Annotated in this window: 21 protein-coding genes; 7 read left to right on the top strand and 14 right to left on the bottom strand. The window is 60.5% G+C overall.

Features of this window, described 5'->3' with window-relative positions; genetic code table 11:
• Window positions 1-114: 114 nt before the first annotated feature.
• Window positions 115-2748 carry a phosphoenolpyruvate carboxylase gene (gene ppc / locus OKC27_RS18245; protein WP_270692476.1) on the top strand — a complete coding sequence of 878 codons (2634 nt, stop codon included), beginning with the start codon at window positions 115-117 and terminating at the stop codon, window positions 2746-2748.
• Between the two features lie 117 nt (window positions 2749-2865).
• On the opposite strand, the gene OKC27_RS18240 is transcribed toward ppc, so the two are convergent.
• Together OKC27_RS18240 and OKC27_RS18235 are read right to left on the bottom strand one after the other, a co-directional pair.
• A complete protein-coding gene (locus OKC27_RS18240) occupies window positions 2866-3501 on the bottom strand; it encodes a Vat family streptogramin A O-acetyltransferase (protein ID WP_182938358.1) in 636 nt (211 codons plus the stop codon).
• Between the two features lie 23 nt (window positions 3502-3524).
• Entirely contained in the window at window positions 3525-3842 is a 318-nt protein-coding gene (locus OKC27_RS18235; protein WP_139734505.1) for a DUF6968 family protein, read from the bottom strand.
• A 348-nt stretch (window positions 3843-4190) separates the two neighbouring features.
• Between OKC27_RS18235 and OKC27_RS18230 the strand changes: the two genes are divergently transcribed.
• Window positions 4191-5081, top strand: coding sequence for a sensor domain-containing diguanylate cyclase (locus OKC27_RS18230; protein WP_270692475.1), 891 nt, complete (start codon window positions 4191-4193; stop codon window positions 5079-5081).
• 472 nt (window positions 5082-5553) lie between these two features.
• The gene (locus OKC27_RS18225; protein WP_333563351.1) at window positions 5554-6828 is read left to right on the top strand and encodes an amino acid permease; all 1275 of its coding nucleotides are present in this window, start codon (window positions 5554-5556) and stop codon (window positions 6826-6828) included.
• 66 nt (window positions 6829-6894) lie between these two features.
• Here the strand turns inward: OKC27_RS18225 and OKC27_RS18220 are convergent, their stop codons facing one another.
• Window positions 6895-7533 carry an exopolysaccharide biosynthesis protein gene (locus OKC27_RS18220; RefSeq protein ID WP_270692473.1) on the bottom strand — a complete coding sequence of 213 codons (639 nt, stop codon included), beginning with the start codon at window positions 7531-7533 and terminating at the stop codon, window positions 6895-6897.
• A gap of 251 nt (window positions 7534-7784) precedes the next feature.
• On the opposite strand from OKC27_RS18220, the gene OKC27_RS18215 reads away from it, so the two are divergent.
• On the top strand, window positions 7785-8405 hold the full coding sequence (locus OKC27_RS18215; protein ID WP_270692472.1) for an outer membrane beta-barrel protein: 621 nt from the start codon (window positions 7785-7787) through the stop codon (window positions 8403-8405).
• A gap of 90 nt (window positions 8406-8495) precedes the next feature.
• Here OKC27_RS18215 and OKC27_RS18210 read toward each other — a convergent pair whose 3' ends face one another.
• Both OKC27_RS18210 and OKC27_RS18205 read right to left on the bottom strand, forming a co-directional pair.
• Entirely contained in the window at window positions 8496-9419 is a 924-nt protein-coding gene (locus OKC27_RS18210; RefSeq protein WP_234604020.1) for a GGDEF domain-containing protein, read from the bottom strand.
• 180 nt (window positions 9420-9599) lie between these two features.
• A complete protein-coding gene (locus OKC27_RS18205) occupies window positions 9600-9848 on the bottom strand; it encodes a hypothetical protein (protein ID WP_270692471.1) in 249 nt (82 codons plus the stop codon).
• 76 nt (window positions 9849-9924) lie between these two features.
• Between OKC27_RS18205 and amt the strand changes: the two genes are divergently transcribed.
• Window positions 9925-11352, top strand: coding sequence for an ammonium transporter (amt, locus tag OKC27_RS18200; protein WP_042655723.1), 1428 nt, complete (start codon window positions 9925-9927; stop codon window positions 11350-11352).
• Between the two features lie 82 nt (window positions 11353-11434).
• Here the strand turns inward: amt and OKC27_RS18195 are convergent, their stop codons facing one another.
• From OKC27_RS18195 to OKC27_RS18155, 9 genes are all read right to left on the bottom strand, one after another.
• Entirely contained in the window at window positions 11435-11902 is a 468-nt protein-coding gene (locus OKC27_RS18195) for a glycine zipper 2TM domain-containing protein (protein WP_069554244.1), read from the bottom strand.
• 97 nt (window positions 11903-11999) lie between these two features.
• On the bottom strand, window positions 12000-12497 hold the full coding sequence (locus OKC27_RS18190; protein WP_270692469.1) for a GNAT family N-acetyltransferase: 498 nt from the start codon (window positions 12495-12497) through the stop codon (window positions 12000-12002).
• Window positions 12498-12609: 112 nt separating this feature from the next.
• Entirely contained in the window at window positions 12610-13014 is a 405-nt protein-coding gene (locus OKC27_RS18185; protein ID WP_005340128.1) for a nitrous oxide-stimulated promoter family protein, read from the bottom strand.
• Between the two features lie 87 nt (window positions 13015-13101).
• Window positions 13102-14904 carry an aminopeptidase P family protein gene (locus OKC27_RS18180; RefSeq protein ID WP_005355029.1) on the bottom strand — a complete coding sequence of 601 codons (1803 nt, stop codon included), beginning with the start codon at window positions 14902-14904 and terminating at the stop codon, window positions 13102-13104.
• A 33-nt stretch (window positions 14905-14937) separates the two neighbouring features.
• Window positions 14938-15603, bottom strand: coding sequence for a GntR family transcriptional regulator (locus tag OKC27_RS18175; RefSeq protein ID WP_270692468.1), 666 nt, complete (start codon window positions 15601-15603; stop codon window positions 14938-14940).
• Window positions 15604-15796: 193 nt separating this feature from the next.
• On the bottom strand, window positions 15797-17422 hold the full coding sequence (gene pckA / locus OKC27_RS18170) for a phosphoenolpyruvate carboxykinase (ATP) (RefSeq protein WP_270692466.1): 1626 nt from the start codon (window positions 17420-17422) through the stop codon (window positions 15797-15799).
• Between the two features lie 149 nt (window positions 17423-17571).
• Window positions 17572-18456, bottom strand: coding sequence for an Hsp33 family molecular chaperone HslO (gene hslO, locus OKC27_RS18165; protein WP_042062184.1), 885 nt, complete (start codon window positions 18454-18456; stop codon window positions 17572-17574).
• Between the two features lie 77 nt (window positions 18457-18533).
• Complete coding sequence (gene hslR, locus OKC27_RS18160) at window positions 18534-18932, bottom strand: ribosome-associated heat shock protein Hsp15 (RefSeq protein WP_042062186.1); 399 nt, start codon at window positions 18930-18932, stop codon at window positions 18534-18536.
• 255 nt (window positions 18933-19187) lie between these two features.
• The gene (locus OKC27_RS18155; RefSeq protein WP_042655745.1) at window positions 19188-19568 is read right to left on the bottom strand and encodes a hypothetical protein; all 381 of its coding nucleotides are present in this window, start codon (window positions 19566-19568) and stop codon (window positions 19188-19190) included.
• 185 nt (window positions 19569-19753) lie between these two features.
• Here OKC27_RS18155 and OKC27_RS18150 point away from each other — a divergent pair, with 185 nt between their 5' ends.
• Window positions 19754-21151 (top strand): bifunctional NUDIX hydrolase/phosphatase PAP2 family protein, encoded by a 1398-nt coding sequence (locus tag OKC27_RS18150; protein ID WP_270806552.1) that lies wholly within the window; start codon window positions 19754-19756, stop codon window positions 21149-21151.
• A complete protein-coding gene (ydiK, locus tag OKC27_RS18145) occupies window positions 21148-22233 on the top strand; it encodes an AI-2E family transporter YdiK (protein WP_042062190.1) in 1086 nt (361 codons plus the stop codon). Before OKC27_RS18150 ends, ydiK begins: the two co-directional genes overlap by 4 nt.
• The last annotated feature ends 333 nt before the right edge of the window (window positions 22234-22566 follow it).

Raw genomic sequence — 22566 nt, 5'->3', positions numbered from 1 at the left:
CTGGGTAGATTGTCACCCTAAGATGACGGAGCATATGTTGTAATCGCACAACAATAAGTGAGGTCGTCTTGCACCCCGGATGGGTGTCAGGCACCAACAAGATAAGGATGTGGAATGAACGAAAAGTACGCCGCACTACGCGCCAACGTAGGCATGCTGGGTCAGCTGCTGGGTAAATCCATCAAGGATCATCAGGGTCAGGCCTTTCTCGACAAGATCGAAACCATTCGCCAATTGGCCAAGTCCTCCCGCAAGGGCAATGAATCAGACCGGGAACGTCTGCTCGATACCCTGCGCACCCTGAGTGATGACGAACTGCTGCCGGTGGCCCGCGCCTTCAGCCAGTTCCTCAATCTGGCCAACGTGGCGGAACAGTTCCACACCATCTCCCGTCGCTGTGAAGAGCAGGTCTGCACCCCGGATCCGCTGGAGCAGATGTTCGACAAACTGAAAGCCTCCAACCTGTCGCAAGAGGCCATCATTCAGGCCGTGCGCGAGCTGGATATCGATCTGGTGCTGACCGCTCACCCGACCGAGGTGACCCGTCGCACCCTGATCCACAAGCACGTGCAGCTCAACGACTGCCTCGAAGCGCTGGAGCTCTCCGACCTGCTGCCCCGTGAGCGGGACAAAATTCTCAATCGCATCGAGCAGCTCATCAATCAGGCGTGGCACACCAACGAGATCCGCGAACAGCGCCCGACTCCGGTTGACGAGGCCAAGTGGGGCTTCGCTGTGGTGGAGAACAGCCTGTGGCCAGCCATTCCCGAATTCATGCGCAATCTGGACGAGCGTCTGCAACACCATCTGGGTGTGCGGCTGCCGCTGGATGCCGCGCCGGTCAAGTTCACCTCCTGGATGGGCGGTGACCGCGACGGCAACCCCTTCGTCACCGCCAAGGTGACTGCCGAAGTGCTGGAGCTGGGCCGCTGGATGGCGGTGAGCCTGTTCTACAAAGACATCAAGGAGCTCACCTCCGAGCTCTCCATGTCAGACTGCACCGACGCCGTGCGCGCCCGCGTTGGCGATCACCCCGAGCCCTACCGTGCGCTGGTGCGCGAGCTGCGCGAAGCGCTGCGTGAAACCAAGGAGCACCTCACCGCCAAGGTGCAGGGGCAGGTGAGCGAGAGCCGCGACCTGATCACCACCACCGCCCAGCTGCGCGAACCGCTGGAGCTCTGCTACCACTCATTGCACGCCTGCGGCATGGGCAACATCGCCGATGGCATGCTGCTGGACGTGCTGCGCAAGGTTGCCTGTTTCGGCATCCATCTGGTCAAGCTCGATATCCGTCAGGATGGCGAGCGCCACGGGCTGGTCTTCTCCGAGCTGACCCGCTATCTGGGTCTGGGTGACTACGCCGAGTGGAGCGAAGATGACAAGCAGGCCTTCCTGCTCACTGAGTTAAGCTCCCGCCGCCCGCTCATTCCCCACGACTGGGAGCCGAGCGCCGAGGTGCGCGAGACGCTGGATACCTGTCAGGTCATCGCCCGGCACGACCCCGATGCGTTCGGCATCTACATCATCTCCATGGCCGGTGCGCCGTCCGATGTGCTGTCGGTGCAACTGCTGCTCAAGGAGGCGGGCTGCACGTTCCGCATGCCGGTCGCCCCGCTGTTTGAAACCCAGGACGACCTGATGGCAGGCACCGCCGTGATGGAGCGTCTGCTCTCGGTGGACTGGTATCGCGGTTACATTCAGGGCCGCCAGTACGTGATGATCGGTTACTCCGACTCTGCCAAGGATGCGGGCATGATGGCCGCTGGCTGGGCCCAGTACGCCGCCATGGAATCCCTGGTGGGGCTGGCCGAAGCCAACAATATCCGCCTCACCCTGTTCCATGGCCGTGGCGGTACCGTCGGTCGTGGTGGTGCGCCTGCCCATCAGGCCATCCTCTCCCAGCCGCCGGGATCCCTGCGCGGCGGTCTGCGTACCACCGAACAGGGGGAGATGATCCGCTTCAAGTTCGGTCTGCCGAAAGTGGCGATCAAGAGTCTGGAGCTCTACACCAGTGCCGTGCTGGAAGGGAACCTGCTGCCGCCGCCCAAGCCGAAAGAGTGCTGGCGTGAGGTGATGGAACAGTTGGCCGATGACTCCTGCGAGCATTACCGCAGTATTGTGCGCGGTCATCCGGACTTCGTCCCTTACTTCCGTGCCGCCACCCCGGAGATGGAGCTCGGCAAGCTGCCGCTCGGCTCCCGTCCCTCCAAGCGCAAGCCCAACGGCGGCGTCGAGAGCCTGCGCGCCATTCCGTGGATCTTCGCCTGGACCCAGAACCGCCTGATGCTGCCGGCCTGGCTCGGTGCCCACAAGGCGCTGCAACAGGCCATCGACGGCGGCAAGCTGGCGGTGCTGGAAGAGATGAGCGCCCAGTGGCCCTTCTTCCGCACTCGCCTCGAAATGCTGGAGATGGTGTTCCTCAAGGCGGACGTCTGGCTCGCCGAGTACTACGACACCCGTCTGGTGCCGCAGGAGCTGTGGGGCCTTGGCAAACAGCTGCGTCAGGAGCTCGCCGAATCCATCGAAGTAGTGCTGAAACTGAGCCCGCGCGGTGATCTGCTGGAGGATCAGCCGTGGATCAAGGAGTCCATCAAGCTGCGCAACCCCTACACCGACCCGCTCAACGTGTTGCAGGCCGAGCTGCTCAACCGCTCCCGCAACCACCCGGAGACCCTGCACCCCGAGCTGGACAAGGCGCTGATGGTCACCATCGCCGGTATTGCCGCAGGGATGCGCAACACCGGTTGATAGCCAGCCCAAGCCAGCAGGCTTCAGCAAGATCGATCAAGCCAAAGGGCGCCGACAAGGCGCCCTTTGTTGTTTCTACTATCTTGCGGGGTCATGTTGTTGTCGTGGTGGTTGTCTCTAATGGGTTGCCGCTTCCAGCGCGGCTATCTCGCCACCGCTGATGAGCGGTAGGTTGCGGCTGATCTGTTCCACCGGCCAGTCCCACCAGGCGACGGCGTTGAGACGGGCTATGGTGTCGTCGTCGAAGCGGTAGCGGATCACTTTGGCGGGGTTGCCGCCGACCACGGCGTAGTCGGGTACGTCACCGGTGATCACGGAGCGGGCGGCGATGATGGCGCCGTTGCCGACCTTTACCCCCGGCATGATCAGGGCGTCATAGCCAATCCAGACATCGTTGCCGATGATGGTATCGCCCTTGTAGGGGAGGCTGCCCGGGGCGGGTGCGGCATGCTCCCAGCCGTTGCCGAAGATAAAGAAGGGGTAGGTGGAGAAGCCGGAGGTCTGGTGGTTGGCGCCGTTCATGATGAACTTCACCCCGCGGGCGATGGCGCAGAACTTGCCGATGATCAGCTTGTCGCCGACGAAGGGGAAGTGGTAGAGGACGTTGCGCTCGAAGCCCGCCGAATCCTCCGGGTCGTCGTAATAGGTGTAGTCACCCACCTCGATATTGGGCCCCTTGATGGTGTTCTTGATAAAGCACACTTGGGGGAAGCCGTTCATGGGGTGGGGATTGGCGGGATCGGGTCCGTGCATCTGGTCTCCTTGGATGGGCCGGGCTAGAGCGCCGGGAAGTAGCAGGCGCTCATGTCGATGGGGTGATCTGGGCAATTGGGCAGATAGAATTGCCAGCCCGCATCGGAGAAGGCGCGCAGCTCGGTTTCGACAAATTTGATGGCGAGGCTCAGGGCCTGCAGGCTGTCGACACCGTAGATGAAAGTCTTGTCGCTCAGCCCCGCCAGCTTCACCTTGCAGCGCCAGTCACCGCTGGCGGACTTGGGATCCGGCTCGGGGGCCTTGATGGCGATCTTGAGGACGAGCTGTTCCCCTTCGGTGCTGATGGCGTCGAAGCGGGCGGTGACGATGGCGTTTTTCATCTGGCGATTCCTTTTCCGTGGTACAGCCCCTGCGGTTGCGGGTGGCTGGCTCCCTGATGGCTGATGAGCTAAAAACTGGACTCAGGACGGCCAGCGTAAATGAACTTGTGAGTTGAAACAATGGGATATCCGCGACCGGATGAGGGCACTTTCGCCACTGTGAGCGAGCGCCGGGTCGGGAGGCGGCGCGAGCTGGCAATCGGTGTTGGCCGAGATGTTGACGGGCGGCTAGATGTAAAGGATTGTTGGCTGTGGCGGTAAATTAACCATCTGGGGCGATGAGGGCAGTTGAGTCCTCTTGAGGCAGAATATCTCCCCCCTGTTTGATGCTGAAGTACAGGAGTCTCCGTGGCGCTTTCGGTAACCCAGCTTTATGAAGTGATGGCCCAACTGCCAGACCCTATCTTTATCCTCAGTGAAGATGGCTATTACGTGGAATATATCGGCGGCATGGAGCAGCAATCCTATCACGATGGCAATCCGCTGGCGGGCAAACAGCTGGCCGATGTGTTGCCGCCCGAGATGGCCATGTGGGTCAAGGCGCAGGTGGCCGAGTCGCTGGCAAGCGGTCAGGTGCGGGTGGTGGAGTATGAGCTCTCCGCAGCCGAGGTGGGGGGGATCAATGCCGCCGTCGGGCCGCAAGGGGTGCAGCGTTTCGAGGGCAAGATTGCGCCGTTGCCCTCCCTCTATGACGGCAAGCGGGCGGTGGCTTGGGTGACCCGCAATATCACCCGTCAGTTCGAGTTGCAGCAGAGACTGCTGCGTCAGAGTGAAACCGACCAGCTGACCGGCCTCTACAACCGCCGTTTCTTCTTCGAGCACTGTCAGCAGTTGCGGGCAGGGGATGAGCCCTGCGGCCTTATCATGCTCGACATCGATCACTTCAAGCAGATCAACGATCGTTACGGTCATCAGCAGGGAGATCGGGCGTTGCAGCGCTTCAGTGGCTGCATCGATGCCCTGTTGCGGGCAGACGATCTCTTTGTGCGCAGCGGTGGTGAGGAGTTTCTGATCCTGCTGCCACGGATCGATGACGCCGGTTTGCAACAGATGGCGGAGCAGATCCGCGCCGCCGTCGAAGCACTGCCTGCCGATCCGGTCGCCATGACAGTCAGTCTGGGCACTACCCTGGTGCTGCCGGAGGAGGAGATCAATCAGGCGCTGGCTCGGGCCGATGAGTGGCTCTACCGGGCCAAGCGGGCAGGGCGCAACCGGGTGGCGCACTGCCCGGCACGCTGAGCCTCCCGGCCTTGTTATTGGCCAGAAATGACCTGTCCTTTTGCCATCAATAATTTGGCTGACATCACTGTCAATTAGTGGAAAAGTTCGCCGTATTATTTCACTCATATTCCACTGGCTAAGGTGTTAATATTATCGGCCTGATCGCTGGTCTTATTTGTGTTGTTGGGCAACAGGATGAGGTTTTATCGGTATGTTATCAAACAGACTTGAATCGGGTTTTGGGTGACGGATGTGATACATCTCGCTCTCTTTTGAAACAATCCGATTCAAACAGTCATGAATTATTAACCTTGACCCGGATAGCGATTTCAACGATGGTAGCGTGGCAGCTCCGTCTTCCTCCTGTGGCCCTGTTGGCCGCTGGCGGCGTTGTTTTTTCATGTACAGGGCGATATGCAATGACATATCTCCAGCCTGTTATTCGGGCCAATAAAAATAATGATGACAGACTAATAAGGTATATATTGCAATGAGTGTTTCTATTGCTGAAAAGAGTAACCCTGTTTCAAAATTGAAATGGGAGAAAAGCGATTCGGTATGGACCATGGGCTTATATGCCACGGCTGTTGGTGCCGGTACGTTATTTCTCCCTATTACTGTTGGCAGTAATTCCCCGGTTATTTTGCTGTTTATATTATTGCTGGCTTTTCCGCTCTCATATTATTCCCACCGGGCATTGAGCCGCTTTGTGCTCTCCAGCTCCCATCGGGAAGGGGACATCACCCATGTGGTGGAGGAGCACTTCGGTGCCAAGGCGGGCAAGCTGCTGATGCTGGTCTATCTGATGGCCTTCTACCCCATCATTCTGGTCTACAGCATCTCCATCACCAATGCGATCCAGAGCTTCGTGGTCCACCAACTGGGCAACGCCGAGCTGCCGCGTGGCCTGCTGGTGCTGGGGGTGATGCTGGGTCTGCATCTAATCCTGCTGGCTGGCAAACAGATCGTGGTGTCGGCCATCAGCGTGCTGGCACTGCCGATGGTCGCCTTTCTGATTGGCCTCTCCATCTATCTGTTGCCCCAGTGGAGCCTCTCCTATTTTTCCGAAAGTCAGGCGGTGGACTGGCGTGATCCGGCATTCTGGAAATCCCTCTGGCTGATCGTGCCGGTGATGGTGTTCTCCTTTAGCCATGCGCCCATTATTTCCTCCTTCAGTGCGGCGCAGAAGAAGCGTTGTCAGGAGAGTGCCGATCGGCGCGCCAAGCGGATCATCAAGTGCAGCAGCATGCTGATTTGCGGCAGCGTGCTCTTTTTCGTGGTGAGCTGCGTGATGAGCCTGAGTCAGGCCGAGATGGCGCTGGCCCGTACCGACAATATCTCGGTGCTGTCGGCGCTGGCGAACAAGTTCTCCAACCCGCTGATCGCCTATGTGGGGCCGCTCATCGCCATTCTGGCCATGTCCAAATCCTTCCTCGGCACTTCCATGGGGGTGAGTGAGGGGACGGTGAGCATGGTGAGCGGTGCCTGTCAGGGGCTGGGGCTCTCCCTCAGGGAGTCGACCATCGCCCGGGTGTCGTCGGTGATCCTGTTTATGGTGACTGCCGTCATCACCTATCTGAACCCCAATGTGCTCGACATCATCGAGCGCGTCAGTGGCCCGCTGATCGCGGTGATCCTGTTTCTGCTGCCGGCCTGCTCCATCTATCGCTTGCCCGCACTCAAGCGTTATCGCGGGCCGAGTACCCTTTTTGTGTTGGTGATGGGGCTGCTTGCCATCTCGGCCCTTATCTACGATCTGCTTTGACCGGGCGGTATCCCGCACAAATCAAAAAGGGCGACCATCTGGTCGCCCTTTTTCTGTGCATCGGGGTTAGCCGAGCAGGCCGGTGGCGCTCTGGCCCGCCATCAGCAAGCCGATGGCCAGCACGCTGAACCAGACCAGAGTCGCGCTCACCAGCAGGTAGCCGCTGGCGACGAACAGGCCGTCCCGCTGCAACATGCCGGTGGCAAGCAGCAGGATGGCCCAGGCAGGCATGGCATTGGTAAACGGGATGGCGCCCAGGGGCAACATCAGCAGCAGGGCGGCCAGCATGATCAGCAGGCCGTTGCAGCGGTTGACCGTGTTGCTGCCGGTCAGCAACAGCAGACGCGGGCGGATCACGCGATCGACCCGTGCCAGCAGATCCGCCCCCTTGTGCAAGGTCGGCTTGAGCTGGTCGGCGGCGAAGCGGCGCTCCATCAGCATGGCGGGCAGCCAGGGCACCCGGTTGAGGGTGATGCCGATGCCGATAAAGAGGATCAGCAGGCCAAACGGGGTGCTGACGCCGGGGATGGAGACCGGCAGCAGGAAGGGGACGGTGAGCAGCACGCAAAACAGCAGCATGCCCTGTTCACCCACCAGTGCGAGCATCTGGCGCAGGCTGATATGGCTCTCTTCGATGGCATGCGCGGTGGCCCGCAGGGTATCCGCGAGGGTGGTTTTGGGGTCGTTGAGTTGCGCGGCAACCATTCCCTGATGTCCTTCTGAGTGGTAATAACGGGCCCCGATGACCCGATTTGGCGCCAGCATACGTGGCAGAGGTTAACCGTCGATGAATGGTGGTAGGTGCCGCATAGCGGCGGCAGTGGTGCTGGCCTGCAGCGCAACCGGTGAGTGTGATCACCGCCATGAAATCGAACCGGTACAGCCGCCATCCAGGATTGGAGCAGGATGACTCTGGTATGCTCTTTGAACAATCACATTGAGTTCAGGGATCGATGATGAAGAGAGCAAGGATCGTGATAATGGGGCTGCTGCTGCCATTCGGGCAGGTCTGGAGTGCCGAGGGCGCGGCCACATCCGGTTGGCAGGTGACGCCGTTTTTCGGCTACAGCTCGTCCATCGACTTCGAGAAGAGCGACGAGGTGCAGCCGGTGCCGCTTTCTGCCTCGCTCGATTCACTGCAGGGGCAGAGCTCCGGCAGTTGGGGCCTCTTTATCAGCAAGGAGGTGGATGATCCCGGCATGATCGAGCTGCTCTATAGCCACCAGTCCACCACCCTCTCCCCCGACCAGCCGGATCGCCTGACGGTCGATACCCTGCACTTTGCCGGTGCGCTGACCCTCTCTGACAACCTGATGGCACCTTATATCGGTGCCGGGATCGGGGTGACCCGTTTCGCCGCCTACGACAGCGAGGTGACCCCCTCCATGTCGCTGGCGCTCGGGGTGCAACCGCGCCTCGCCGAGCATCTGGCGCTGCGTGCCGAGGTGCGCGGTTATGGCTCACTGGTCAACGACAGCAGCCAGTTTCTCTGCAACCCGGAGCAGTGCGTGTTCAAGGTACGGGGCGAGCTGGTGACCCAGTGGCAGGCCAATATCGGTCTGACCTTCCGCTTTTAAGCCGCCACAATTTCATGCAGGAAAAAGGGGCCGTCTGGCCCATTTTGTCTGGATGTTTGCTGCAGTGCTCATCATTGCTCCGGCAGATGCTCACGTCCCGTGATTGACCGGGGTTGCCCATACGGCGCAATTTCTGCCCGCCTCCTTGGCGCCATAGAGCGCCTGATCCGCCCGCTTGAACAGCGAGACTGCCGACTCCTTGGGCTCGCGGACCCCTACTCCCAGGCTGACTGTCAGGGGATGGGCCGGGTCGGGGGCGATGGCGCGGGTCGCCGTCAGCAGGGTGTTGGCCAGTTGCTGTAATCGGGCTTCGTTTGCTTCGGGCAGCAGCAGGGCAAACTCCTCTCCGCCAATGCGGGCCGCCAGCGCCCCGGGCGGGCAGTGCTGCTGCAACAGCTCGCCAAACTGCAGCAACACCCGATCCCCGATATCGTGACCGTAGTTGTCATTGATCACCTTGAAGTGATCGAGATCCAGCAGAATGAGCCCCTGGCACTCGCCCTGCTCCAGAAACAGCTGCTGATGAAAGTAGCGCCGGTTTGGCAGCCGGGTCAGATCGTCAAACAGCGCCTGTTGTCTGAGCTGAGCGTTGACGTGAAAGAGGTGGTGCATGGTGCTCAGGATGCCGATGCTGCTGAGCAGGATGCCGCTGGAGCGCAGCAGATCCTCGGCATAGATAGCGATCCAGAGTGGTTGGGCGACCAACTCGTCCATGATGTCGGCGGTGGCCCCCATGATCCACAACATCAGGCCGTAGCAGAGCAGGCGATAGGTTCTGGTGGGCAGAGGGGCGCACTGCACCACCCAGAACAGGAACAGCATGGTCAGCCAGTTGATCCCCTCGAAGCCAAAGCTGATGACATGAAGGCGAGCGAACGGGAAATGGGGCAGCAGCAACAGATGAAGGACCATGATGACCAGCATCAATCCCCCCAGCAGCGTGATGTGGGCACGATGCTCCCGGTCGAGATGGCGGTAGTGGGAGAGTCTGATGTCGAGACGATCGAACTGCATGGTGTTCCTCGGATTGGGCCTGCCATCACCTTGCAAACAAGGGGCTGCGTAATGGTATGCCGTGCTCGGATAACAGGAAGCGGCTGGTCTGTCAGTGTAAACGAGCGGGCCCGCAGCAGGCGATATCGATGATGTCAGCTTGTGGGCTGGCTCCGGGTTTGCGCACTTCTGGTGCGCACGTTATCGCCTGCCCTGTGACAGGGCGGCCCAGGGCGGGTTGGCGCAGCCAGTGCGCCATGTTGGTGCAAACAGGGTTTCGTCGATAGTTAATTTTATGATTTTAAAGGATTTAAATTTATGGCCCGCTTTATGCTTTTTATCTGTCAGACGGTCTCTTGCGGTCATCGGCGGCAGACGCAGTGATGAGGCGGTAGCAAGAGATATCCCCGTGCCGGGCACGGGTGTGATTCTGGCGGGTTGCTGCAACACCTTGCGGCTCGCCACAGATTCAATCAGGGAAACGGAGCCGGCCTCGTACCGGTACGACAGGGAAGGAGAGTGCTCTATGGTCAAAAAATGGATGATGGCAGGTCTGACGATGTTGCCTGCCTTGCTGGTTACCCCAAGTTGGGCCGAAGAGGTCGCTCAGGTTCAGGCTGCGGTGGCACCGGTTGCCGCCGTGACAATCAACAAGGGTGACAACACCTGGATGCTGCTCTCGGCGGCGCTGGTGATCCTGATGTCGATCCCCGGTCTGGCCCTCTTCTACGGTGGTCTGGTGCGGGCCAAAAACATGCTGAGTGTGCTGATGCAGGTCTTTACCCTGTTCTGCCTCATCTGCGTGCTCTGGGTGATCTACGGCTATTCGCTGGCCTTTACCGAGGGGGGCAATTTCTACGGCTCCTTCAGCAAGGTGCTGCTCAAGGGGGTGACGCCTGACTCCATCGCCGCCACCTTCAGCAAGGGTGTCGGGATCAGCGAGCTGATCTATGTGGTGTTCCAGGGGGCCTTTGCCGCCATCACCTGCGGCCTTATCGTGGGGGCGTTTGCCGAGCGCATCAAGTTCGCCGCCGTGCTGCTCTTCTCGGTGATCTGGTTCACCTTCGCCTACATCCCGCTGGCTCACATGGTGTGGTACTGGGCGGGTCCGGATGCCTATACCAGCGCCGAGGCTGCCGCAACCGCGACCGCCACTGCCGGTTATCTGTTCCAGCATGGTGCGCTGGACTTCGCCGGCGGCACCGTAGTGCACATCAACGCCGCCGTGGCGGGTCTGGTGGGGGCCTATCTGGTGGGCAAGCGTCTGGGCTACGGTCGTGATCCCATGACCCCGCACAGCCTGACCATGACCATGATCGGCGCCTCCCTGCTCTGGTTTGGCTGGTTCGGTTTCAACGCCGGCTCCGCACTGGAAGCCAACGGTATCGCCGCACTCGCCTTTATCAACACCTGGGTGGCGCCAGCTGCGGCAGCGCTGTCATGGACGCTGGCCGAGTGGGTGATGAAAGGGCGTCCCTCCCTGCTGGGCGCGGCCTCTGGCGCGGTGTCCGGTTTGGTGGTGATCACCCCGGCAGCCGGTTTCGTCGGAGTGGGCGGTGGTCTGATTATGGGCCTGATCAGTGGCGTGGCGGGTCTGTGGGGTGTCCACGGTCTCAAGCGCCTGCTGGGTGCTGATGACAGTCTGGACGTGTTTGGCGTGCACGGGGTGTGCGGCATTCTTGGTGCCCTGCTGACCGGCGTCTTTGCCAGCCCGGATCTGGGCGGCACCGGGGTGTGGGACTATGTCACCAATCAGGTTGCCGAGGGGTACTCCATCCTGACTCAGGTGAAGATCCAGGCCATCGGGGTCGGTGTCACCATCCTCTGGTCCGGTGCCGTGGCGGCGATTGCCTTCAAGGCGGTCGATATGCTGGTGGGTCTGCGGGTGAACGGCGATGCCGAGCGGGAAGGGCTGGATGTCACCTCCCACGGCGAGAAGGCTTACAGCATGTAATCCCTAACTTCAGACAACAAAAAACCGCCGGGATCGGCGGTTTTTTTATGACTCGAGAGCTGCAAAGCCTGAGTTCACACTCTTAGTTCACGACGGCCACGTTGATGCTGCCATTGCCCTGGGTCATGCGCACGCGAGCGCCCGGGGTGAAGGTGGGGCTGGCTTTCTGCACCACCACGATGGCTTCGCCATTCTCTTTCTTGATCTCCAGCTCGACGCCGTCGACCTGATTCATCTTGTTGCCGATGGCGTTGCCTGCCGCTGCACCGGCGATGGCGCCGCCTGCGGCTGCGATGTCGCGTCCGGTGCCGCCACCCACAGTGCTGCCCAGCAGGCCGCCGACTACGGCGCCGCCAATGGTGCCCATCAGGGAGTTCTCATCGGCCTGGATCTTCACCGGGCGGGTGGAGATGATGGTGCCGTAGCTGACGGTCTGCACCTGTTTGGCGCGGTCTTTGGTGTAAACATCGCCAGAGTAAACGTCACTGTTGGCGCATCCGGTGATGGTGGTCGCTGCCAGCAGGGCAATAAGGGTCATACGCTTCAACATGGTGGGCCTCCTGGGCTGCACGTAATTTGAACAATCCGGTTGATGAGTGAACTTTACTCCAACCCCGTCACACATGAAATCGGCAAAATGTAACCAATTATGCGTTCTGTAACCGGTTTTGTCCTTGAATCGCAGCTGTACCGGGGAGGGTTTTAACCAGCAGCAGACGGTCTTCTCCGGGGCCGAAATAGTCGGCTACTTCCGCCTGCAATATGTAACCGAGCCGGTAGTAGAGGCGCTGGGCCGGATTGGCCGGATCGACCGTGAGCCGCAGTTCGCTGATCTGCAGCGCCTGCTGGTTGGCCTCCATCTGGCGCATCATCCGCTCCGCGAGGCCGAAACCGCGCGCCTCGGGCAGCACCGCCAGCGAGAGCACCCAGCCTTGCGACCGCTCCTGACCGAATCCCCCCAGTACATACCCCACCAGCTGCCCCTCGTATTCGGCCACCAGCAACAACTCGGGCCACAAATCCATCGCCTGACGGAAGAAGAAGGCGGGATAGACATCTTCGCCAAACACCTTGGCATCGATCTGCCAGATGGCGTGCATGTCATGGTGGGTAGCGGTGCGTAGCAGGGGCGGGTTGTGGTGCATCAGGACTCCATTGGCAGCAAACGAATCGGCAACGCCGCTGACCTTGGGGTCAACGGCAAAAAAGGAGTCATAGGGTAGTGGTCATCCCCTGCCGGATGCAAGGGATTGGCGGTTATGGCGGCAGGGGGCGGCTCTGGGGCAGTTTGGGGGCCTTGCGAAAGCCGTCGAGCAGGTGGCGGAGGGTGAGCCAGGGGTGGCGCAGCAACATGCGCGGGCCGCTCCACTTCATCACCTGCTGGATCTGTTTGCGCATCGCCGGTGCGTAGCAGTGGATATTGCAGTTGGCACAGGTGGGTTTGTGGCCGTGGCCATAACGGCAGCGACGCAGGCGCTGATGGGCGAAATCCCGCAACTGGCGACAGTGGCGGCAATGGGGATCCTGATGATGGTGCTGGCAGTAGAGGCGGATCATGGCGCTGACCGTCTGCTGCTCGCGCATGAGTCTGGGATGGTCACTCGCCTTTTTGCTGGCTGCGGCGTGTGAGCCCCGGGCTGGGCTGGCATGATGACTTTTCATGGCCGCCATTCTCCTGACCTGCTCGCTTTGGGTGTTGATACAGGTCAAAAGGGGGGATAAAAAACAGGGCCCGCAGGCCCTGTGTCATCAGATGAGGCTGGTTGCCTGCTCCAGCCAGGCGAGATCCTCGCCTTCGAGCAGCGGGCTCAGGCGGCGGAACACCTCGACATGGTATTCGTTGATCCAGCGGAATTCGGCCGGGCTCAGCAGGCTGCGGTCGATCAGGCGGGTATCGAACGGCACGTAGGTCAGACGCTCGAAGCCCAGCATCGGCAGCTCGCCAACCTGTTCCAGCTCTGTCACGACTACCAGGTTCTCGCAGCGGATGCCGAAGCCATCTTCACGGTAGTAGCCCGGCTCGTTGGAGAGCACCATGCCAGGTTGCAGGGCAACCATGCTCCCTTTCGGCGCGATGCGCTGGGGTCCTTCGTGGACACTCAGGAAGTGGCCGACGCCGTGGCCGGTGCCGTGGTCGTAGTTGTAACCGGCTTGCCACAGCGGCATGCGGGCCAGCACGTCGAGCTGGATACCGGCGGTGCCGCGGGGGAAGCGGGCCTGATCCAGCGCGATATGGCCCTGCAGTACCCGGGTAAACATCGCTTTCTGCTCGTCGCTCACCTCACCCACCTTGATGGTGCGGGTGATGTCGGTGGTGCCATCCATATACTGGGCGCCGGAGTCCAGCAGATAGAGGCTGTCCTGACCGAACGCACGGGGGGTGCCGTTGGTGTGGTGGTAGTGGCACATGGCGGCGTTGGGGCCGAGTGCGGAGATGGTATCGAAGCTCGGCTCGACGTAGTGCTCCTGCTCGCGGCGGAACGCTTCCACCTGATCGGCCAGGGTGCCTTCATCCACCCCCTCGAACTCGCCGGAGGCGACCAGCCGATCCAGCCAGGCGAGGAAGCGGGTCATGGCCACGCCATCGCGCAGGTGAGCGGCACGCATACCGGTCAGCTCGATCTCGTTCTTGCACGCTTTCGGCAACATGGTGGGGTCTTGTCCTGCCACCAGAATGGCGCCCGCCTCTTCCATGACGAGCTGGGTCCAGGCGTTGGCGCTGTCCGGATCTGCCAGCACCTTCTGCTGATCTTCACCGATGCGTTGCAGCACGTCGCCCAGCTTGTCGATGGGGTAGACGGAGACATCCTGCCCCACGTGCTGGGTAAAGGCGAAGCAGTCAATTTTGTCGGTGTCGACGAAGAAATCCATGCTGGTGTTGGCGTAGAGCACCGCAAAGCCCAACACCACCGGCAGCCGGTCGATGTCGCGGCCGCGCAGGTTGAGCAGCCAGTTGATGGGCTCGGCCTGGGTCAGCAGCACCGCATCCAGCCCGCGCTTGCGCAGGTCGGCCGCCAGCTGTTCACGTTTGGATTGGCTGGACTGGCCCGCCAACTCCTCGCTGTAGAGGATGACCGGGCTCTTGGTCGGCTCCGGGCGATCGCTCCAGTTCAGATCGATGGGGTTCTGCTCGACGCGGATCAGCTCGATACCGCGGTCGGCCAGCACGGCCTTGGCGTTCTTGTACCAGGTCAGGCTGTGCAGGCGGGCATCAAAGCCAACCCGGGAGCCTGATGGCAGCTGTTCGGCCAGCCACTGCACATGAGGATTTTCAATAAGGTGGAGGAATTCGAACAGTTCGGCGGGAGTTTGCATCCGCGCCTGCACCGTATAGCGACCATCGACAAAGAGGGCTGCCCGCTGGGCCATGATGATGGCGACCCCGGCAGAGCCGTTGAAACCGGTGATCCAGTCAAGCCGCTCGGCATAGGCGGGGATGTACTCGCCGAGGTGCTCATCATCGTGGGGGACGATAAAGGCGTCCAACTCCTGCATGGCCAGCTCGGCCCTGACTTGGGCGACGCGGGTTTCAATTATCTCGAAATTATTCATGTCGTTAGTGCCAGATGGTTGCTATATGAGTGTTCAGTTTTTATGGCTGCTGGCCAGGATCCGCTTGATCGACTGGCCCGCTGCTTCGATATGCTGCCTGAGCAGCACCACCGCCTCGTGCTTGCGCCGGGCGCGGCACAGTTTCAGCAATTGGGCGTGTTCACGCTCCGCCTTGTCCACCCCGTCGCTGGCAAACAGCAGCTCGAAGCGGACATAGCGGTCACAGCTCAGATTGATCTGGGCGATCAGTTCAAGTGCCTGGGGGCGACCGGCTGCCTGATAGAGGGTGGCGTGAAAGCTGTGGTTCAACTCGGCCCAATGTTCGATCTGGGTGCCTGACTCCAGGGCGTGATCAAACTGGGCGAGGATCGCCTCCGCTTGTGCGAAGGTGGCTTCCGTCATCTTGTCGACGGCGTGAAACAGGGTATCGGCTTCCAGCAGCGCTCGCAAATAAAAGAGCTCTTCAATGGCCGAGGCGTCCAGCATGGTGACCACGGCGCCGCGATGGGCTTCGAACTTGACCAGCCCCTGTGCCTCCAGCTGCATCAATGCTTCGCGCACCGGGATGCGGCTCACGGCCAGCTCTTTGGCTATGGCATCCTGACGCAAGGGGGCGCCAGCGGGGAACTCCCCACGGAGGATCCGGCCACGGAGGTTTTCCATCACCATCTGGGTTCGGGTCTTGTAGGGTGGGGTCATGGTCCGGTCACGATTGGGCGTTACAGAATTGTATATTGTATAAAGTTTGGCTGAATCTAACCTGTCACAATGGGCAAAGGCAAGGTTTTGGCCCCTTTAACGGGGGCGATGGCGGCGTTCGGGGCCCCACAAAAACAAAAATGCCGGTCAGCGTGGCTGACCGGCATGATGTCACTGATACGAAGCGGGCCTGTTACAGCTGCGGGCCTGCCGCAACCAGACGTTTGCCTTCATCGTTATCGGTGAAGCGCTCGAAGTTCTTGATGAAACGGCCTGCCAGATCGACGGCCTTGGCATCCCACTCGGCCTTGTCGGCGTAAGTGTCGCGCGGGTCGAGGATCGCCGGGTTCACATCGTGCAGCGCGGTCGGGATCTCCAGATTGAAGATCGGCAGCACCTTGGTCTCGGCCTTCTCGATGGAGCCATCCAGGATGGCGTCGATGATGGCGCGGGTATCCTTGATGGAGATGCGCTTGCCGGTGCCGTTCCAGCCAGTGTTGACCAGATAGGCTTCTGCACCTGCCGCTTCCATCCGTTTTACCAGCTCCTGACCGTACTTGGTCGGGTGCAGGGAGAGGAAGGCTGCGCCGAAGCAGGAGGAGAAGGTCGGAGTCGGCTCTGTGATGCCGCGCTCGGTACCGGCCAGTTTGGCGGTGAAGCCAGAGAGGAAGTGGTACTTGGTCTGCTCCTTGGTCAGTTTGGAGACCGGGGGCAGTACGCCGAAAGCGTCGGCAGTCAGGAAGATCACCTTGGTGGCGTGACCTGCCTTGGAGACCGGCTTGACGATGTTTTCGATGTGATAAATGGGGTAGGAGACGCGGGTGTTCTCGGTCTTGGAGCCATCATCGAAGTCGATGGTGCCATCGGCAGCAACGGTCACGTTCTCCAGCAGCGCATCGCGACGGATGGCGTGGTAGATGTCCGGCTCTGCCTCTTCGGAGAGCTTGATGGTCTTGGCGTAGCAGCCACCTTCGAAGTTGAATACGCCGTCGTCGTCCCAGCCGTGCTCGTCATCGCCGATCAGCTGACGCTTGGGATCGGTGGAGAGGGTGGTTTTGCCGGTGCCGGAGAGGCCGAAGAAGATGGCGACGTCGTCGTCCTGACCCACGTTGGCGGAACAGTGCATGGAGGCAATGCCGCGCAGGGGCAGGAAGTAGTTCATCATCGAGAACATCCCTTTCTTCATCTCGCCACCGTACCAGGTGCCGCCGATGAGCTGGATCTTCTCGGTCAGGTTGAAGGCAACAAAGTTCTCGGAGTTGAGACCCTGCTCCTTCCAGTTCGGGTTGGTGCACTTGGCACCGTTCATCACCACGAAGTCAGGCTTGAAGGTTTTCAGCTCTTCATCGCTCGGGCGGATGAACATGTTCTTCACGAAGTGAGCCTGCCAGGCCACCTCGGTGATGACGCGCACGGCCAGACGGGTATCCGGGTTGGCACCGCAGAAGCCGTCGACCACAAACAGGCGTTTGCCGGAGAGCTGTTTGGTGACCAGCGCTTTCAGATGTGACCACACTTCCGAGCTAATGGCTTTGTTATCGTTTTTACCCTGGTCAGACCACCATACAGTGTTCTGGGTAGTGGCATCTTTGACGATATATTTATCTTTAGGGGAGCGACCGGTGAAGATACCGGTGTTGACGTTAACGGCGCCCAGCTCGGTCACCACACCGCGCTCGAACCCTTCTAGGTCAGAACGTGTCTCTTCCGCGAAAAGCTGGTCGTAAGAGGGGTTGCGAACGATTTCTTGGCTGTTTGTGATGCCGTACTGGTCCAGTCCTAATTGTTGGGCCAGGGTGGGTTCTGCCACGATTGTCATTGTATTCTCCTGGGTTCAGAGGTTGGTAGGGTTCTATCTGACGGTCATCCTATCACTTAGGTGGTAGAGTTTAGCGATCGCCATCAAACTTTATAAAATAGGGTATTTTTTTGTTATTAAAGTTAAAGGCGGGTTTTGCCCGCCTTTAATTAGTGTAACTGGTTTGCATCATTGCCGGGAGCCCTGCTGAACAGGGTTTCGACATCGATCCCATTAAATTGGTACTGGGCGCCGCAATAATCACAGTGCATGTCGATCTTGCCGAGCTCCTGCACCATCTCCATCACCTCTTCCTTTTCTATCTGCAGCAGAGCCCCTTCGCAGCGCTCGCGGGAGCAGGTGCAACGGAACTCGACCGCCTGCGGATCGAACACTCGCACCTTGTCCTGATGGTAGAGACGGTAGAGGATCTCTTCCGCTTCCAGCCCGAACAGCTCTTCATCCTTGATGGTGCTGGTGAGCTGGGTCAGGTGATCGAAATCGTTGCTGTGATCCTCGCTTTGGGCAGGCAGCTCCTGCAGCATGATGCCGGCGGCGCGCGGCGCACCTTCGTGGTAGCCGGTGCGGATCCACAACTTGGTGGCCAGCTGTTCGGAGCGGGCGAAGTAGTGCTCCAGGCAGCCTGCCAGGGTGTCGGCGTCCAGCGCGATGATGCCCTGATAGCGCTCGCCCTGTTCCGGGGTGATGGTGATGATCAGCTGGCCATTGCCGATCAGGCTCTGCAGCTTGCCATCGCTCGGCAGCTCGCCTTCATAGCGGGCCACACCGCGCAGTTGCTGGTTGTTGTCACCGTTGATCACGGCCAGACGCACCGGGCCATCGCCCTGCAGCTGTACGGTGATGGAGCCTTCAAACTTGAGGGTGGCGGTCAGCAGGCTGGTGGCGACCAGCAGCTCGCCCAGCAGTTTTTGCACCTGCACCGGGTAGTTCTGGGCTTCCACCACGTGGCGGTAGGTGTGATCCAGCTGGACCAGCTCGCCACGCACTTCGTACTCTTCAAACAGATAGCGATACAGCAGATCTTGGTTGCTCATCATGTATTCCTGGCTTTTCGGTGAGGTAAATCGGGCGGGCTGGGGTTGCTGCCAGCCCGGTATCAAATCGGGGTCGGTCAGTACTGTTTGACCTTGAGCAACTGGCGTCGCTCCTGCTTGTCGGGGCGGCGTTCGGGGCTGGGGGCAAACTGGCTGTTGAAGCGGCGCGCCTCGCTATTCTCGGCCCGTTTTTTCAGGCTCTCGGCGGTCTCTTCATAGAGCTGCTGGGCCAGCGGGGCTGATTTGCGCTGCTCGCTCAAGGCCAGCACCCGCACTTCGCGCTCGTCCTGCCCCTGCCAGAAGCGGATCAGAGCACCCACTTCCACCTGTTTGCCCGGTTTGCTGCGCTGACCATTGTAGTGCACCTTGCCCCCGTCTATCTGATCCCGCGCCACGGAGCGGGTCTTGTAGAAACGGGCCGCCCACAGCCACTTGTCGAGACGAACCTCAAGGGGACTTTCTGCATGATTGGGCATGAACAGGCTCCATAACGGGGAAAAGAGGTGGTCGATTATACCAGAGCACGGGGTCGGGATAGAAACCGGGCAGCCGCAGTGCGGGGCGCAAACCATGTCAAGGTGATGCAACATATGGGCAGTTTGCTGATTCACAAGGGAAAGCCGGTGCGTTATCGGGCATTTATGGGGTAGGGAAGGGCCTTCATACCGCGCATATAACGCTGCCGCCCCGGTTTGGAGCGGCAGCATTCACATCTATCGACCACGGCAGAGTCAGAAGTGATCGTGCTGATCCGGCTTCTTCTGGTCGTGCGGGCCTTCGCTGTGGGCGATGGCGGTGCGAATGAGATCAACCCCGGCGCGGATAATCAGCACTCCCATGTTGACCAGCTTGACGCAGACCCACATGAAGGTGATGAGCAGGATCAGCTTGAGCACGGTCTGGAACGCTTCCAGGAAGTTCTGCTCCAGCTGGGAGGTCAGGCCGTTGGCGCTGGTCATCAGCCAGGTGTAGACCTCGCGCACGAACGGGATGCGGCTTGGCATCTCCAGCACATCCAGTGCGGCAGGGAGCGCCTGGAAGATGACGATGCTGCCGAACAGAATCAAAATGACACCGATGGCGATGCCGAGGAAAAAGCCGAACTGTCTCATGGAGGGCTCCAGCATTTGCTGCATGAAATTGAAGATAGCCGCCAATAGTAGGGAGTGCCCCGCTTCATCGCAATCTTCCGTGCACCGTCAGCGCGGCGGGAACGGCGGCGATCCGGCCGCTACCATTGCCCAACTATCTGATTTCTGGGAGGCTTGTCGCCATTGTGCATAGGGAAAGCAAATTGATGTCGAGAACCCTCTTTTTACTGTTGCTGATGCTGGTTGCCGTTGTTCCTGCGGTGAGTGCCGAACTGGCGGCATCCTCGGCCCCCACGGCGGCAGCCTGCGCCATCCGCCATCAGGATCAACTGTTGCTGGTGCAGGATCGCATCTCCTCCCGATATAGCCTGAGCGGCGGCTATATCGATGGCGGCGAGAGCCCGCAGCAGGCGGCGCTGCGCGAACTCTATGAAGAGACCGGCTTGCAGGGAGAGGTGGTGCAGGAGCTGGGCCGCTGGCTGCGGGCACGTATCTTCGCTTGCCGCACTCTGGAACCGATTGTCGCGCAGCAAGACACAGCGTTTGTCTCGATCCTGAAGGCCCCCAATCTGGGGGGCGAGATCCTCAACGCCCGCTTGATCGCGGTGGACAAGTTGCCCCGCGAGCAGCGCCGCTTCCCGGATCAGCTCGACTGGCTGCAATCCCGATTGGATAAGGTGCCCGAGAGCGAGGTGCGCTGGCAGGCCGATTTCGTGGCGCAGGGCAATGCGCTGCATCAAGCCGAGATCCCGCTGATGATGCGTCTGCAGCAGTGGCTGGGGCCCGATGTCTGGTGGCTGTCGGTCTGCAATCTGTTTGGTTCAGGCGGCTTTCAGCTTGCCCTGATACCTTTGCTGCTCCCGCTGCTGGGGTGGCCACGGCTGCGTCAGCTGCTGTTTGCCATGCTATGGCTTGGCTTGCTGGTGCAGGCGGGCAAGGAGGGGATCGGCTGGCCGCGCCCCTTCCATCTGCAACCGCTGCTGGCGGCCCAGAGCGCGCAAGGCTTTGGCATGCCGAGCGGCCATACCGCCTCGGCGCTGCTGTTCTGGGGGGCGTTGCTTGGCTGGCTGTGGCCGACGCACCGCTGGCGGGCGCTCTCGCTGGCCCTGTTGCTGGCGCTGGTCACAGGTCTGGCGCGGGTCTGGCTCGGGGTGCACTTTATCTCTGATGTGGCGGCCGGGTTGCTGATCGGCGCCTTGCTGCTGGCTGCTCGCCCCTGCTGGCGTGCCGATGGGCATGCGGTTGGCTGGCTGCTGCTGATTGCCGCCGCGCTGGCGCTCGGGGGGCTGACCCAATCTGCCCATCTGGCCGGGATCGGCCTGACGGCGCTCGGGCTCTGGATGGGCGGCTTGCTTACCCTGAGCCGCGGTGGTTATCCCCCCATAGTGACCTGCGCAGTCACGCTGGCGGGGGGCGCGGTGATCGGGGCGGGACTCTGGGCGGTGCCGCTGCTGACCAGCAGCTCGCTCACTATCCTGCTCGGCCAGTTATCGCTCTTTTTCGGGCTGGGGCTCTGGTTGAGCGCAGGCCTCTGGTGGATACTCTCTTTCTTGAAATGCGACACACGACCCAAGGGCAACGGCTCTGACAAGGGAACTCTATGAATGTGAAAAAAGTGGATTTGGCCAAGACAACCCTGGGGGTGCTGTTTATCAGCCTCCTGATTATCTCCTGTTTCTTGGTGTTGCAGCCCTTCCTGCCAGCACTGGTGTGGGCCACCATGATCACCATCGCCACCTGGCCACTGATGCTGATGATGCAGCGCCTGCTGTGGGGCAAGCGTTCGCTGGCGGCCCTGTTTATGACGCTGGTGCTGCTGCTGATCTTTGTCATCCCGCTCTTTATGACGCTGGCCAATGTGGCGGAGAAGGCCCCCATGCTGATTGAGCTGGGCACCCATATCAGCCAGTCGCCGCCGCCGGAGCTGCTCTGGCTGCAACAGATCCCGCTGGTGGGTACCAAGTTGTATGAGTTCTGGCAGCAAATTCTGGCGAGCGGTGGTCAGGTGCTGTTTGCCAAGCTGGCGCCCTATTTCGGCCAGACCGCCCGCTGGCTGGCCTCTCAGGCCGGTAATCTGGGGCTGCTGTTCGTGCACTTCCTGCTGACGGTCGGTATCTGCGGCCTGCTCTATCACTCAGGTGAAGTGGTGGCGACCGGCATTCGCCGCTTTGCCCACCGGCTGGCGGGCCAACGGGGTGACAATGCCACCGTGCTCGCTTCACAGGCGATCCGCGCCGTGGCGATGGGGGTGGTGGTGACCGCACTGGTGCAATCCACGGTGGCCGGTGTCGGCCTGCTGATTGCCGGTATCCCCTACGCCATGATTTTGGTGGTGGTGATGTTCCTGCTGATCGTCGCCCAGATCGGCCCCTTCCCGGTGCTGCTGGCCTGTATCGGCTATCTCTACTGGAGCGGCGACACCACCTGGGGCACCTTCCTGCTGGTCTGGTCACTGTTTGCGGGCACCATGGACAACTTCCTGCGCCCCTTCCTGATCAAGCGTGGCGCTGACCTGCCGCTGATCCTGATCCTGGTGGGTGTAATCGGCGGCTTGCTGACCATGGGGATCATCGGTCTGTTTATCGGCCCCGTGGTGCTGGCGGTGGGTTACACCCTGCTGGATGCCTGGATCAAGGAAGATGACCAACCGGCGACCGCTGCGGTGGAAGCGCCCAAGGCCCAATAACGATTCAGTAACAAGATGATTCAGCCACTATCGCTGATGCCAAGAGCCGCCCATAAGGGCGGCTCTGTTATTTGTGGTGATTGTGATTATGGCGATCGCGTCAGATTGGTTGATCCGCGCCAACCTGCATATCCCACATATTACCGCTCCATGTAGGTTCGATTAGCGAAGCGTAATCGGACGATCGAGGCACAGTTGCCCCGGAGTTTCCGTCAATCATCGGCCTCTGTTAGAGGGGGAATTAGGTGGCCGTGATCTCAGAGATCCCCTCATTTTTAGAGACTCAAATAATTCCAAGTGTGCGGGTATATAAGCGGTGTTGCTTCAGGTAGT

Source organism: Aeromonas sp. QDB62, from assembly GCF_027705695.1.
Lineage (GTDB): Bacteria > Pseudomonadota > Gammaproteobacteria > Enterobacterales > Aeromonadaceae > Aeromonas > Aeromonas allosaccharophila.
Note: the sequence above shows the minus strand (reverse complement) of the source record. Positions and strands in the feature narration are given on the sequence as shown.